General features: G+C 67.8%; 11 protein-coding genes. All 11 read right to left on the bottom strand.

All coding sequences use genetic code 11. The annotated features are described in order from the left end of the window. Positions 1–330: 330 nt before the first annotated feature. From D456_RS0123000 to D456_RS24845, 11 genes are read right to left on the bottom strand one after another with little or no spacing between them, the layout of a single operon-like run. A complete protein-coding gene (locus D456_RS0123000; protein ID WP_026116152.1) occupies positions 331–735 on the bottom strand; it encodes a RidA family protein in 405 nt (134 codons plus the stop codon). Between the two features lie 32 nt (positions 736–767). Further along, positions 768–1,331, bottom strand: coding sequence for a GNAT family N-acetyltransferase (locus D456_RS0122995; protein WP_017578530.1), 564 nt, complete (start codon positions 1,329–1,331; stop codon positions 768–770). A 60-nt stretch (positions 1,332–1,391) separates the two neighbouring features. Beyond that, positions 1,392–2,084 carry an amidohydrolase family protein gene (locus D456_RS27690; RefSeq protein WP_239643902.1) on the bottom strand — a complete coding sequence of 231 codons (693 nt, stop codon included), beginning with the start codon at positions 2,082–2,084 and terminating at the stop codon, positions 1,392–1,394. Further along, positions 2,081–4,075 carry a hypothetical protein gene (locus tag D456_RS27685; protein ID WP_239643901.1) on the bottom strand — a complete coding sequence of 665 codons (1,995 nt, stop codon included), beginning with the start codon at positions 4,073–4,075 and terminating at the stop codon, positions 2,081–2,083. Before D456_RS27685 ends, D456_RS27690 begins: the two co-directional genes overlap by 4 nt. Then, entirely contained in the window at positions 3,976–4,533 is a 558-nt protein-coding gene (locus D456_RS27305; protein ID WP_051049533.1) for a TolB family protein, read from the bottom strand. The genes D456_RS27685 and D456_RS27305 overlap by 100 nt, the downstream gene beginning before the upstream one ends. Beyond that, on the bottom strand, positions 4,530–6,860 hold the full coding sequence (prmC, locus tag D456_RS0122985; protein WP_017578529.1) for a peptide chain release factor N(5)-glutamine methyltransferase: 2,331 nt from the start codon (positions 6,858–6,860) through the stop codon (positions 4,530–4,532). Before prmC ends, D456_RS27305 begins: the two co-directional genes overlap by 4 nt. An 11-nt stretch (positions 6,861–6,871) precedes the next feature. After that, entirely contained in the window at positions 6,872–8,110 is a 1,239-nt protein-coding gene (locus D456_RS0122980) for an aminotransferase class I/II-fold pyridoxal phosphate-dependent enzyme (protein WP_017578528.1), read from the bottom strand. Beyond that, positions 8,107–9,051, bottom strand: coding sequence for a prephenate dehydrogenase dimerization domain-containing protein (locus D456_RS0122975; RefSeq protein WP_017578527.1), 945 nt, complete (start codon positions 9,049–9,051; stop codon positions 8,107–8,109). Before D456_RS0122975 ends, D456_RS0122980 begins: the two co-directional genes overlap by 4 nt. Next, the gene (pabB, locus tag D456_RS0122970; RefSeq protein ID WP_017578526.1) at positions 9,048–11,084 is read right to left on the bottom strand and encodes an aminodeoxychorismate synthase component I; all 2,037 of its coding nucleotides are present in this window, start codon (positions 11,082–11,084) and stop codon (positions 9,048–9,050) included. Before pabB ends, D456_RS0122975 begins: the two co-directional genes overlap by 4 nt. After that, positions 11,062–11,430 carry a chorismate mutase gene (locus D456_RS24850; protein ID WP_017578525.1) on the bottom strand — a complete coding sequence of 123 codons (369 nt, stop codon included), beginning with the start codon at positions 11,428–11,430 and terminating at the stop codon, positions 11,062–11,064. Before D456_RS24850 ends, pabB begins: the two co-directional genes overlap by 23 nt. A gap of 28 nt (positions 11,431–11,458) precedes the next feature. After that, positions 11,459–12,892, bottom strand: coding sequence for an MFS transporter (locus tag D456_RS24845; protein ID WP_017578524.1), 1,434 nt, complete (start codon positions 12,890–12,892; stop codon positions 11,459–11,461). Positions 12,893–12,963: the final 71 nt, after the last annotated feature.

The raw sequence follows: 12,963 nt of genomic DNA, 5'->3' as shown, positions 1-12,963 counted from the left end.
CAGTCGTTCGACCATCGACATGGGTCCAGGCTACAGAGAATCCAAATGAGATGACCTCTAAGGCATGCAGCCCCGACTCAGCCAGGTTGCGGCTTCTCCGAGGGGGAAGCCCCTCATAGGGGCGATGAGGACAGCCGCGCGAGCCCCTCGCGGCCGCCGTGTACGCGTTGGTACCCCTCGTAGGGGCGATGAGGACTGGTTGTTAACCCACCTACCAGGGGCTTCTTGCTGTCATGGGTGGTTCCGTCACGCCAGTACACGGATGTGACCTGCACACCCAGAATGAAAAACACTCAATGGGGAGCTCCTCGATGGGAGCCCCCCACATTCTCAGCCGGGCAAGGCCACCGTCAGATCCACTTCAACGAGCTGGCCGGAGTAACCCAACTGGTTGACTCCGAGCAATGTGCTCGAACTGGTGAAAGCGGCACCCATCAGCGAATCCAGGAGATAGAACCAGACGCGCGACAACAAGTCGCTCTCGTCGGACACCACGTAGATCGCGGAACGCACGACGTCCCCCGGGGAGGCGTCGACAGCCTCCAGGACCGTCATGGCGTTAGCGAGCACCTGGTCCACCTGGGGCCATAGCCCGCCTTCCACGACATCGCCGTCCAGTCCGAGCGGACACTGCCCCGAAAGGTAGGCGATTCGCCCCGCCTCCACGACCGTGAGGTGGTGGTACCCCGGGGTCTGGTGAACCTTGGGCGGGTTCAGGCGGTTCGTTCTCGGCACCGCATACCCCCGGTCATCTCGAACACCCCAAATCAGGAGGACCAGCGGGAGTCCCGCCATTCTTTGGCGAGCATGGCGTAATGAAGTTCTCCACCCCATTCTCCCTTGAATATCTCGGATTCAATGAAATGCGCCTCTTTGCGCATACCAAGCCGCTCCATCAGCTTCGCGGAGGCCCCGTTGCGCGGGTCGCAGCGCCCGATGATGCGGTGCAGATCCAGCTTCTCGAACCCCAGGCGCAGCATCTCGACGGCGGCCTCGCCAGCATAACCCTTCCCGTGATACCCCGAGTGGAGGACGTAGCCGAACTCACCCTGTTTGTTCTGCTCACTGAGCCAGAAGAGCAGTACGTAACCGATGGCTTTTCCGTCGAGGTCGACGGCGAGCATCAGCGTGTCGCCCTCTTCGCCGATCCGGGTCTGCTTCTGGCGCACCGCGAGTTCCTGGGCGTTGTCCTCTGGGGTCCGCGGCTCGTTGAAAAGATACCGGGCGACCTCGGGAATGGATTCGAACTCCAGCATGTCCCGTTCGTCCTCAGCAGTGAACGGGCGCAGACTCAAGCGTTCAGTCTTGATTGGTTCGGAAATCTCGATCACCGGGCGGTCTCCTTCATCATGGAAATCATAGGGGAAATATCCCCCGTTCAGTTGGTGAACCTAACATATTTCACGGTCGATTCGGTCGTGTTCTACAGCATCTGTCCCTTCTCGCTTTTCGGTCCGACCTGTGGGGGTCCGGGTGAAACCCGCATCGTCCCTGCTGCCCGACACTTCCCGGAAGGGTTCGACGAGTTCGGACACCTCGTGCACGTGCCCGTCCACCATGAGCTTCTCGATACGGGCCGCGTCGTTGATGTCGGACAGCGGGTCCCCGTCGATGACCAACAGGTCCGCCCTGGCCCCCGGGAGCACACCGCCGAGGAGTCCTTCAGCGCCCAGGCAGCGGGCGGCGTTCACGGTGGCGGTCTGCAACGCCTCCACGGGGGAGAACCCGTACTTGACCATCGCCCTGAGGTTCTGGTGGATACTGATACCGACGTCGTCGAGCGGGGCGTCGGTACCCGCCACCACCGTTCCGCCCGCCTGGTGAACACGCAGGAGCAGATCGACGTCCCCCTCGGTCCAGGCCTCGTTCAGGTCGTTGTGCGGTCCCTCCGCCTCCTCGACCTTGTCCAGCAGCCTCGCGTACTCCCATGAGGGGAACATCACCCTGGTTCGTTCGTCCTCGACCAGGTCGAGGGAGTCACGGAAGAGTTCGTTGGCGAACAGCAGGGTGGAGGAGACCCACATGTGCGACTCGGCCAGGAGGCTCACCGTGTCCTCCGCGGTCCGGCCACCCGCGAAGCTCAGGGTCCGGGAGTAGCCGAGCCGGTTGCCTCCCCCCCCGTGTGCTCCATCCCGTTCAGCCCCGTGGAGAGCGCCGGGTAGAGGTAGTGGGAGACGACCGGGACCTCTTCCTCCCGCATCCGGTCCACGAGTTCGTGTTCGAGGTACACGGGGAGGTGCTGGTAGGACTTGACCACGTTGTAGCCCAGCCCAAGGATGCGCTGGACCTCCAGCTCCAGCTGGGCCTCGGAGGAGACGCACCTCATGAATCCGAAGTGGCAGCGTCTTCCGTCCAAGCCCTCTCCCGAGCCGAGGAATCTGGGGCCGATCGCGGCACCGGAGTGGATCGCCTCCCTGGTCTCGACCATCTGGTAGGCCGGATCGCCCGGGGACCGACTCGTGGTGACTCCGTAGGCCAGCCACAGCGGCCCCTGCCGGCCCGCCCACTCGCGCCCGTGCAGGTGCCAGTGGTTGTGGGTGTCGATGAGCCCAGGGATGACGGTCCGGTCCGAGGCGTCCAGGTCGGGTTCGGTCCCCGTGCCAGCGTCGGTGACCTCTTCGATGACACCGTCCCGCACGGTGATGTCCACGTTGCGTCGGTAGTCGTCGGACGATCCGTCCCACAGGGCGCCCGCCCTGATCACACGGGCGGGGGCGGCCTCCCGCTGCGTGCACCTGAGCCCGGGCGGGTGCCGTTCGGCGTCGTCCTCCTCCCCGCGCAGCAGCACCAGTTCACCGATGGAGAGGAAGAGGACGTCCCCGCCGGCGGACACCGACACGGAATCCGCCACCAGTTCCGACAGGACGACCGGTTCACCGGTCGGCTTCCCCGCCTCGTCGACCGGAACCCGGTGAACCCGGCTGTCGATGACCGCGATCATGTGTTCCCCGTCCGGGGACCAGACCGGCCCGTCGTCCCCCCGGGTGGCGATGGAGCGGTGCTCAGCCACGGTGTGGACCGTGCTCTCCCCGGAGGAGACGTCCACCACCAGACAGCCGTTGTGCCCGCTGTCGTCCCGGGGCGACACCGGGGCGGTGACAGCCATGGTCACGCGGCTGCAATCCGGTGACCACGACGGCCGCCCCGGCCGGTAGGTGGGCTCGGCCAGCTCCCGCACCTCGCCGCTGTCCAGGACGAGGACAAAGGTCGCGCCCTCCTCGTCCTGAAAGGCGACCTGCGCGCCATCGGGCGAGACGCTGGGAGTGAAGGCGCCGGTCTCTAGGTCGGTCAGCTGCTCGCCGGTGTCCTCGCCCAGGGTGTGCCGCCAAAGGTTCGGCACCCCAGTCCGATCGCTGGAGTAGACGATGGACCGGCCGTCGGGGAGCCAGGAAGGGTCGGTGTTGAACGCGCCGTCACCGATGATCCGCTCCGGTTCGCCGCCCCATCGCAGGAGCCAGATCGCGCCCAGTGCACGAAAGCAGACGCTCTCACCGTCCGGGGACAGGACCGGGCTCGCAATCCCCTGCGCGTCGAACTCCTCGGGAAGGACGACCGGCTGTCCGAGCTCCGGTGGGGCACCTGCCGCGTACACCACCGCGCTGAACGGGATCGTCCCAGCCTCGGACGACCCGTCCACGGACAGGCGGTGGATGTCGCCGTCCATGCCGTGGACGATCTCCTCGGCACTGATCCAGGCCGGGGGCAGGGCGGCCGGTTCGTCGGGGGGTGCGGTCAGCGGCTCCCCGTCGACGAACAGTGTGGTGTGCGGCCACTCGACGAGGACATGGGCGAGCTTGCCGCTCGGGCCGTAGGAGACCGCCCAGAGCTCGCCGCCTTCCGGCGCCTGGTGGACGGTGTCCTTCGTGTTCGAGGACAGGTCCAGCGTCTCGATCCGTTGGCCGTCGACGATGTAGGCGATCCCGTCCCCGTCCGGGTGCCAGGTCGGGGTCCGGTACACGGCGGCGTCCTCCTCCCCTACCACGGGCTCGGTTTCACCGGTCCCGAGGTCCAGGATCCACACGGCGCTGGTGCTGCCGCTGTCGGAGACGTAGGCGACCCGCCCCCCCTGGGGCACACAGCGGGTTCGACGTCGTGCTGCGGCCCCGAGGTGTGCCTGTCGACCTCGCCCGTGTCCGTATCCACGGAACAGATGTCGTAGGCCCCGTGCCGGAACGACTGGAAGACCAGCCGGTCGCCCCCGGGGAGGAACACGGGACAGGTGGCGTCCTCTTCGTCCTCGGTGAGCCGTCGGGCACGTCCCCCTTCCTGGGGGAGCAGCCACAGCACGTTGGTCGTGTCCACGGCCAGGCGGGAGGAAGCCTCGTCGTAGGACAGTTTCAGGTTGGTTCCCTGGCTGATGACGATCCCGTCGCTGGGCGGGCCGTCCGGGGCGGCGTGGGCCGCCCCGGACGGCCCGCCCAGTCCTGAGGCACCCATCCCGCCTGCGAGAAGGACCCCGCCGCGGACGACGTCGCGCCGGGAGGGGCGGGCGGACCGGTCGGGGACCGTCACCGGGCTTCGCTGCTCGGTCATGCGTCCGAACGCCTCGCCGTGACATACCGAGGGAAGCCCTCGTGGTCAGTGTGGCTCGTCACGGAGTCGAACCCGGCCTGCCGGACGATCTCCACGACCTCGTCCACGGCCGCGTCGTAGTGTTCGACGGCCAGTATGCCCCCCTTGCGCAGAAGCCGGGCGGCGGAGCGCACGGCCGACCGGATCAGGTCGAGCCCGTCCCAGCCGGAGTAAAGGGCCTCGGGAGGATGGTGGACGGCCCATTCCGGCGGCATCCGCAGACTGTTCGGCACGTAGGGCGGGTTGGCCGTCACCAGGTCGACGGTGCCGTCGAGCTCGGCGAGCAGGAGCGGGTCCGCGGCATCGCCCCGGGCGAAGTCGACCTCCCCGGGGACCCGGTCGCGCAGGTCGTCGCGGTTACGCCAGGCGCATTCGAGCGCCTTGTCCGAGATGTCCACCCCGGTGACCGTGGCTCCGGCGCGGAGCTTGGCCACGGCCAGGGCGATGGCGCCCGAGCCGGTGCACAGGTCCACGACCCGGGGGGACTCCTCCTCCACACGGGCGAGGGCGTCGCGGACCATCGCCTCGGAGTGGATCCGGGGGACGAAGACACCCTCGCGGACGGTCAACGGCAGGCCGAACAGTTCTGCGCGCCCGAGCAGGTACTCCAGGGGAACGCGCTCGGCCCGCTTCGCCACGAGCGAGGCGAAGCGCTCCTCATGTTCAGGGGGCATCGGGGCGTCGAGGTCGAGTTCCTCCACCGTGCCCCCGAGGGTGTGGGCGGCCAGGGCGAGGGCATCCTGGCGCGGTGTCCGGGCCCGGGCTTCGGCCAGGCTCTCCTCGGCCCCGGCGACCCGGTCGCCGACGGTCGGGGCCGGCTTCTCCGGGGTCCCGAAGCGGGCGCGGCAGTTCGCGTAGTACGTGCGCATCCACTCCACCATCCGCGGGTGGAGGCGGGAGGACGCAACCAGCTCGGGCGGGGGAGTGAAGTCCGGGTCGATCCGGTCGGCCCAGTCGGTGTAGATGGGTTTGAGGTCCGCGGCGAGGTACTCCTGCCAGTCGGTCGGCACGTGCCAGTGGTGCTCGTAACCGGTCGCGAGCATGTGCTCGACGGTCGTCTTGACCGTCTCCTCCCGGGAGACCCCCGTCAGCGGTGCCCGCTCCGGGGTGAACGCCTCCAAGTCGAGCCCGGCCTCGGCGCCGTTGAGCCGGTCGGCGAAGTCACGGGCCAGGAGGGGCGAGAGGAACAGGCCGTCCCGGTAGGTGCCGGTCATCATCCACAGCCCCGTGAGCGGCGTCTCGCCCAGGAGCGGGAAGCCGTCGAGCGACACCGGGCGATTGCCGACCTTGACATCCACCACACTGCTGGACCACAGGTTGCGCCGGATCTGCCGGTGCGAGCACTCCAGCAGGAAAAGCAGGTCCCGCATGACCGGGTCGGCCATGGGGCGCGGGTTGATGATGTTGGTGGCACCGACGTACACGCGGGCCATGCTGCGCGGGACGACGTGCAGTCCGCATGCGAACGCCCTGTTGGGGGTCCGGATCACCGACTCCGGCTGGGTGCCGTCATCCGTGGTGACCAGAGCCGACACCCCGTACCCGCTGACCAGCCGTGGAATGCAGTCGCCCAGCCCGTCGACGGAGTCGATCAGCTCCTGTGAGCCGACACCGCTCGCGAGCACCACCTTCGGCGCGTGCAGCACACTGCCGTCCTCCAGCTCCACGCCCTGTGCCCGGCCGCCGTCGTTGAGGACCTTGGTGGCCTGGGCGTCCACCAGGCCCACCCCGAGCCGCTGCGCCACCGCGGTGAGCCGGTGCAGCAGCCGCCCGGAGTCCACGGCGTGCTCGCCGGGGATGTGCAGGGCCTTGAGCGGCCGTGAGTTGGGGTCAGGGTCCAACCACTCCACGTCGTCGGGGTCGACGTTCTCGTACGGCTCACCGTTGGCTTCCATCGCCGAGCGGATCGCCTCGAAGTTGTCGGAATCGATCGCACCGGTGCCCACGGTGTTGAGGAGGACGGTGGTGCCCTTGGCCGTGATGATGTCCCTGCCGTCGGAGCCGTCCGTGGAGATCCGCTCCAGCCATTCCGGCCAGATGTCCTTGGCCGCGAGGTCGAGAGAGAACTTGGTGCGGCCGTACTCGTTTCCCAGGAGGGAGGTGGTGACCTCACCGAAACAGCCGAGCATGGCACCGGCAGCGGTGGAGGCCGCGTAGGGCCGGTGGGCACGGCCGACCAGGGCGACCCGTGCGCCCCGTTCGGCGAGTTCCACCGCCAGAGAGGAGCCCAACGCTCCGTTGCCGACGACGATCGCGTCGAAGGAGCTGGGCGGACCGGATGAGTTCATGGTGTTCCCTTTCAGGAGGAGGACAGCTGGTAGGCGATGGACTCGATCTGCTCGGGGGTGTGGTTGGCCGAGATGGCGAACCTGAGCAGCCCCGTCCCCGGCGCGACCACCGGGTAGAAGACGGGAAAGCAGAGGATGCCCGCGTCGCGCAGGCGTCTGGCTGCGTGGAACGCCTGTTCCTCGGTCTCCATGGCCAGCCCGCGGATCGGGGACCGGCTGCCCGCGTTGACCAGGTTCACGTTCCGGGTGCGGTGCAGGCTGCGGTCGAAGAGGTCGACGTTGTCCCACAGGCGCTTCTGGAGGGTGGAGACGGTGCCGTCCAGGTGCATGGCGGCCGACTCCAGATTGGCCAGGACGTGGGTGACCATGTTCGAGTGGCCGAACACCATCGGGTTGGCCTCGCGCCTCAGCAGGACGATGTCCTCGGGGGCGTGGGTGAGGAGGAAGCCGCCCGACCCGCCGAATGCCTTGGACAGGGAACCGACGAGGAGGACGTGCTCCGGCACGTGGCCGCCCAGGGCGTCGAACGCGTACCCCGCGCCGTTCGTGCCGCTGACGGAGATACCGTGCGCGTCGTCGATGTAGAGGTAACCGTGGTATTCGGCGGCCTTCTCGGAGAGTGCCGCCACGTCGATCAGCCCGCCCATGGAACCGATGCCGTCCACCAGGACGACGGGGGTGCGTCCGGACCCCTCGGCCAGGCGGAGGGCCCGGGTGAATGACTCCGGGTCCTCGACGTCGAAGCGGGTCACCTCTCCGGTCTGTTCCAGCACGCCCCGGATCGCTTGCATGGAGGCGTGGGCTGTGCGCTCGATGACGAAGAGGGGCCCGTCGGCCGCGACCGGGTAACCGGGCAGCAGGCCCGCCCCGAGTAGCGTCAGGACGCCCAGGTGGACGCTACTGACCGAGTTGAACACCAGCGCGTTCATCCTGGGGTAGATCTCACCGAGCAGGTCCTCCAGTTCGCGGCTCTCGGCCGGTTCGACGCTGTTGCGCGAGGAGGAGAAGTGGGTGCCGTACTTGTCGAGCGCCGTCCGCACCGCCTGGACCATCCGGGGGTGGTCCTCCAGGCCGAGGTAGGAGCAGGAGACGAACTCGACGCAGCTGTCCCCGTCAGCCAGGCGTACGGTCTTGTCCGAACGCTCGGTGATGTTGTGTCCGGTCAGGCCGGCCTCGACGGACCGGGTGTACATGTCGGTGATCGACTGTGACCTGCGGAGAATGTAGTTGCTCCGGGACTGTCGGGTCATCGTGTCCTCCTGTCGTGGGCGGGGTCGTCGGAGTCGGTCGGCCGGTTCAGGAGTGTCTTCAAGGCCCGCGCCGCGTCGTCGGCGAAGGGGTCGAGGTTCTCTCCGAGCCAGATGCCGAGCCCGGCAAACGTCTCGCCGAAGCCGTCCCGGTCGCCGGCATCGACCCCGGCTTCCAGGGCTTGGAGTGATTCGGCCAGTGCCCGGCGTGCGTCGCCGCCCGGCGGGCCCGAGTTCTGGATGTCCCAGTAGGTTTCGGTCTGCGAAGTGAGGACACGCGCGGACAGGGCCAGGAGCGCGCGGGTGGGCGGTGGGGCGCAGGCCACGAGATCGACCGGTGCCAACCCCAGACGCCGGACGGCGTCGACGAAGGACAGGAGCGCGGCGTGGGTCACCGCCTGCACGGAGGTGACGACGTGGTCGTGTTCTTCGTGGCTGAGGCGGTGGACCCGGGCCCCGGCGCCTTCGATCAGGGTGAGCAGGCGCTCGGCCGTGTCCCCGGCACGGACGGCGGAAGCCGTCACGGTGTTGCCCGCCCACCCCAGAGAGGGGTGGAAGAGCGGGTTGAGACTCAGGACGGGACGAGGGTCCAGGAGGGTCTCCGCCTTGTCCAGGAAGCCGCTCTTGTGGGAGAGGGTCTCCACGATCGTGGTGCGGGGACCGGTGGCTGCGGCGATGGTGCCGAGACCGTCCACGGCGGCCTGTTCCGGTATCGCCACCACGACCACGTCGGCTCGGGCCAGCTCGCCCCGTAGCGTCGGCGTAGGGTCGGTGATGTCGCCGTGCAGGATCCCGGCGCTGTCGCCGGTGTGGTCGGCCCGGTCCACCGAGAGGGCCGACCAGCCGGCCTTGGCCATCAAGGCGGTGACGAGCGCCCCCACCGCTCCGTGCCCGATCACGACGGCCCTGGGTTCCCCGTCCGTCCGGGGGGTCGGTGTGTTCACGACAGTCCCTCGATCCGGGCGTTGAGCGCAGTGAGCACTGCCCGCGACTTGACCAGGGTCTCCTCGTACTCCTCCTCGGGATCGGAGAGCGCCACGATGGCTCCACCCACCCCGAAGGTGCAGTTCTGCTCGTCGCTGACGAGGGTGCGGATCACGATGTTCAGGTCGGCCGCGCCGGACAGGGAGAACCAGCCGACAGCACCGGAGTAGTAACCGCGCGCGCGGTGTTCCAGGCTGTCGATGATCTCCATCGTGCGGACCTTGGGCGCCCCTGTCATCGAACCGCCGGGGAAGCAGGAGCGCACGCAGCCGACCGCGGTCCGGTCAGGGGCCAGGCGGCCCTCGACCGTGCTCACCATCTGGTGGACCTGTGAGTAGGTTTCGATGTCGAACAGCTTGGGCACGTGGACGCTGCCCACGACACAGACCCTGTTCAGGTCGTTGCGGAGGAGGTCGACGATCATGAGGTTCTCGGCCTGGTCCTTGGTACTGGTCGCCAGGTCCCGCACGATTGCGGCGTCCTCCGCCTCGGTACCGCCCCGGGGCCGGGTCCCCTTGATCGGTTTGGCCTGGACCACCCCGTCACCGCCGACCCGGAGGAAGCGCTCGGGCGAGGCGCTGAGGACCGAGGTGATTCCCATCCGGAGGAACGCGCCGAAGGGCACGGGGCTCAACGACCGCAGTCTCCGGTAGACGCCGAGGGGATCGCGAACCGGTTCGGACTCGGCCGTGTTGGTCAGACAGATCTCGTAGGACTCCCCGTCGGTGATCTCCCTGAGGCTCCGGTCGATGCTGTCCAGATAGGCCGACCGGGGTTGGTCGAAGCGGAAGTCGCGGAACCCGGCCGGAGGTTCCGGGACGGGTTCCGGGTCGGTGTCGGCGGCGGCCCGTACCTGTCGTTCCGTCTCGGCGAACCACCGCGTGTTGTACCGGGCGGTCTCGGGCGAGCGGCTCGTGGTCAGTGCCAGCAGGTGGGTCCGGCCCCGCAGGTGGTCGACGACGACGGCGCGGTCGGCGAAGACGAGTTGGCTGTCCGGGCGGGGGGAGGTGTGGTGCGTCCGGCCTCCGGTCTGGGCCTTGAGTTCGTAGCCGAGCGCACCGACGTAACCCAGGTTGAAATCGAAGGGGAGGCCGTCGGGGACGTCGGCCCGTCGCCGGACGAGCTGTTCCTCGAGGTAGTCGAAGAAACCGGCGTGAATTTCGGTGGTGCGGCCCTCGCTCTTGATGGTCCAACGATGGTTCCGCACCGAGTACTCCAGGTATTCGGCGAGCGGGCCGGAGGAGTCACCCAGGATGGAGAACCGTCCGCTCTCCCGGTTGTCGGAGCTGTCCAGCCAGAAGGCAGCGTCTGACTTCCCGTAGAGTTCGGTGAACAGCGCCTCGGTGTCCGGCTCGGCGTCGACCTCCCGGTGTTCGACTCGGTAACCGAGCTTGTCCCCGCCCTTGGCGGGTCCGCAGTGCCCGCCGGTGACCAGTTCCCGAAAGTTGTGGAGCAGCTCCTCCCCGTACTCGGTCAGGACGGATTCGGGGTGGAACTGAACCCCCCACTGGGGGGCGTTCTTGTTACGCGCGGCCATCACCACGCCGTCGGCCGTCCAGGCCAGCGGTTCAAGGTCGGCCGGAAGGTCGCTGACCGCCAAGGAGTGGTACCGCACCGCGTCGAACGGACTCGGGATGCGCGCGAACAGGTCGGTGGACGCGTGGTACACCTCGGACACGCGACCGTGCACCGGTTCGACGGCGTGCCCGACCTTGGCCCCCAACAGGTGGGAGAGCCCCTGGTGCCCCAGACAGATACCCAACAAGGGGATCTGTGTCTGCTTGAGCGCCATGAGCGAGATTCCGAGGTCGGCCTCCTTTTGGGGACGCCCGGGACCCGGGGAGACGACGACACAATCGTATTCGCCCAGCTGGATCTCCGACCAGGGTGTGTCGTTCGGGACCACGTGCGGAGCGGTCCCGTTCACCCGGTGCAGGAGGTCGTACAGGTTGTAGGTGAAGGAGTCGTAGTTATCGATCAGTAGTATGCGCACGGTTCTCGATCTCCTCGGCCAGTACCTCGATCCGATCCCTCGGGTCACCCTTCGGAAGCCCGAGGCCGTCCTCCTCACGGCAGGCCTCCGCGATCAACGCGGCGTAGACGTCCTGGAGCATGTACGGGCTCATGCCACTGTCCAGGGCGAAGTCCGTCGCCCGGCCAAGCACCGCGCGCACCCGGTCAGGCTGCATGACGGGGGTGTTCGTGTCGTGTTTGACCAGCCCGATACGGCGGACGCAGTCGCGGCGCAGCATCAAGCTGTTCAGCAGAATCCGGTCGACGGAATCGAGTTCGCGTCTGAGCCCGTCGAGACTGTCGTGCGGTTCGTTCCTGTCAGACATCGTTTTGGAATCGCTCCTTGCATCTGGGTCAGTGAGAGCATTGGAGGGAATCGGCGGACCGTCGTTCGCCGCGCAGGCTCAGAACGGTCACCGCCGCGACTAGGAGCAGCACCACAGAAATGACGGCGCTGGTGACATGGATGGCGTGGGTGAAGGCGGTGCTTGCCGTCTCCTCCAGGAAGCGGGCCTGTTCGGGTGGCAGTCGCGAGGCGGCTTCCATCGCCCCCGCGACACTTCCGCGAGCCTCCGCCGTCACACCGGGTTCGCCGACCAGCCCGGCCTGGTAAACCGCTGACAGGACACTGCCCATCAGGGCGACCCCCAGGGCGGCGCCGAGTTCGTAGCCGGTTTCGGAGACCGAGGAGGCCGAGCCGACCCGGTCGGGCGGTGCGGAAGTGATGACGATGTTGTTGGTCAGGCTCTGGATCAGTCCCGCACCGAAGCAAACGAGGGAGAAGGCTCCGATGAGGTAGGCGACCTGGCCGCCGGCGGGCATCAGGCCGAGCATGGCGAACCCGGCCACCATGTGACCCAGGCCCAAGAGCAGGACGCGAGTCAACCCCAGTGTCGCCGCCACGGCCACCGCGCAGAAGCTGCCGACGACGCTCAGGGCGAGCCCCGGCAGCAGGGCCAGGCCCGCCCGGAGGGGTGTCATCCCGATGACGGCCTGGAGGTGCTGGGAAAGGTAGAACAACGCCGCGACCATGGCGAAGAGCGTGAACATGTTGAGCAGGACCGCGACCCGGAAGGGCGCGATGGTGAAGAGTCCCAGGTCCAGCATCGGTGTGGCGAGGACGGCCTGCCTGCGCACGAACAGCACGAGGCTGACGGCTCCCACCAGTGCGAACAGCACGGCGAACAGGCTCGGGCCGTCGACGACGGTGTGCTTGATTCCGTAGACGATCGGGATCAGCGCCATGACCAGGAGCAGGATGCTGGCCGGATCGAGGGAGCCGGGTCGGCGGGCCTTGCTCTCCGGTACCAGCAAGGTCACAGCTGCCACCAGGAGAAGCACGACCGGAACGTTGACGAGGAACAGCGAGCCCCACCAGAAGTGCTCCAGCAGGAGACCACCGAAGACGGGTCCCAGCGCTGAGCCCGCGGAGAGCGCCGAGGCCCAGACGGCGACCGCGAACGCACGTTGGCGCTCCTGAACGAAAACCGTGCGGATGAGGGCCAGAGTGGAGGGCATGAGAGCGGCCCCGGCTACTCCGAGCAGGGCCCGGCCCAGGATCAGGGTCTCAGGGTTCTGGGCCAAGGCGACGATGAGTGAGGCCAGGCCGAAGCCGACTGAGCCCCAGACGAGGAGCCTGCGCCGGCCAATCCGGTCCCCGAGGGTGCCCATCGTGACCAGGGTTGCAGCCAGCACGAAGGAGTAGACGTCCACGATCCACAGCAGCTGTGTGGGGCTGGGTGCGAGGTCCTTGCTCAGGTGAGGCACAGCGAAGCTGAGGATGGTCATGTCAACAGCGATTAAGAGGTCATCTCATTTGGATTCTCTGTAGCCTGGACCCATGTCGATGGTCGAACGAC

Origin of the sequence: Nocardiopsis kunsanensis DSM 44524 (genome assembly GCF_000340965.1) — a bacterium.
Taxonomy (GTDB): domain Bacteria; phylum Actinomycetota; class Actinomycetes; order Streptosporangiales; family Streptosporangiaceae; genus Nocardiopsis; species Nocardiopsis kunsanensis.
The sequence above is the reverse complement of the archived record's forward strand: the minus strand, read 5'-3'. Positions and strand labels throughout refer to the sequence as shown.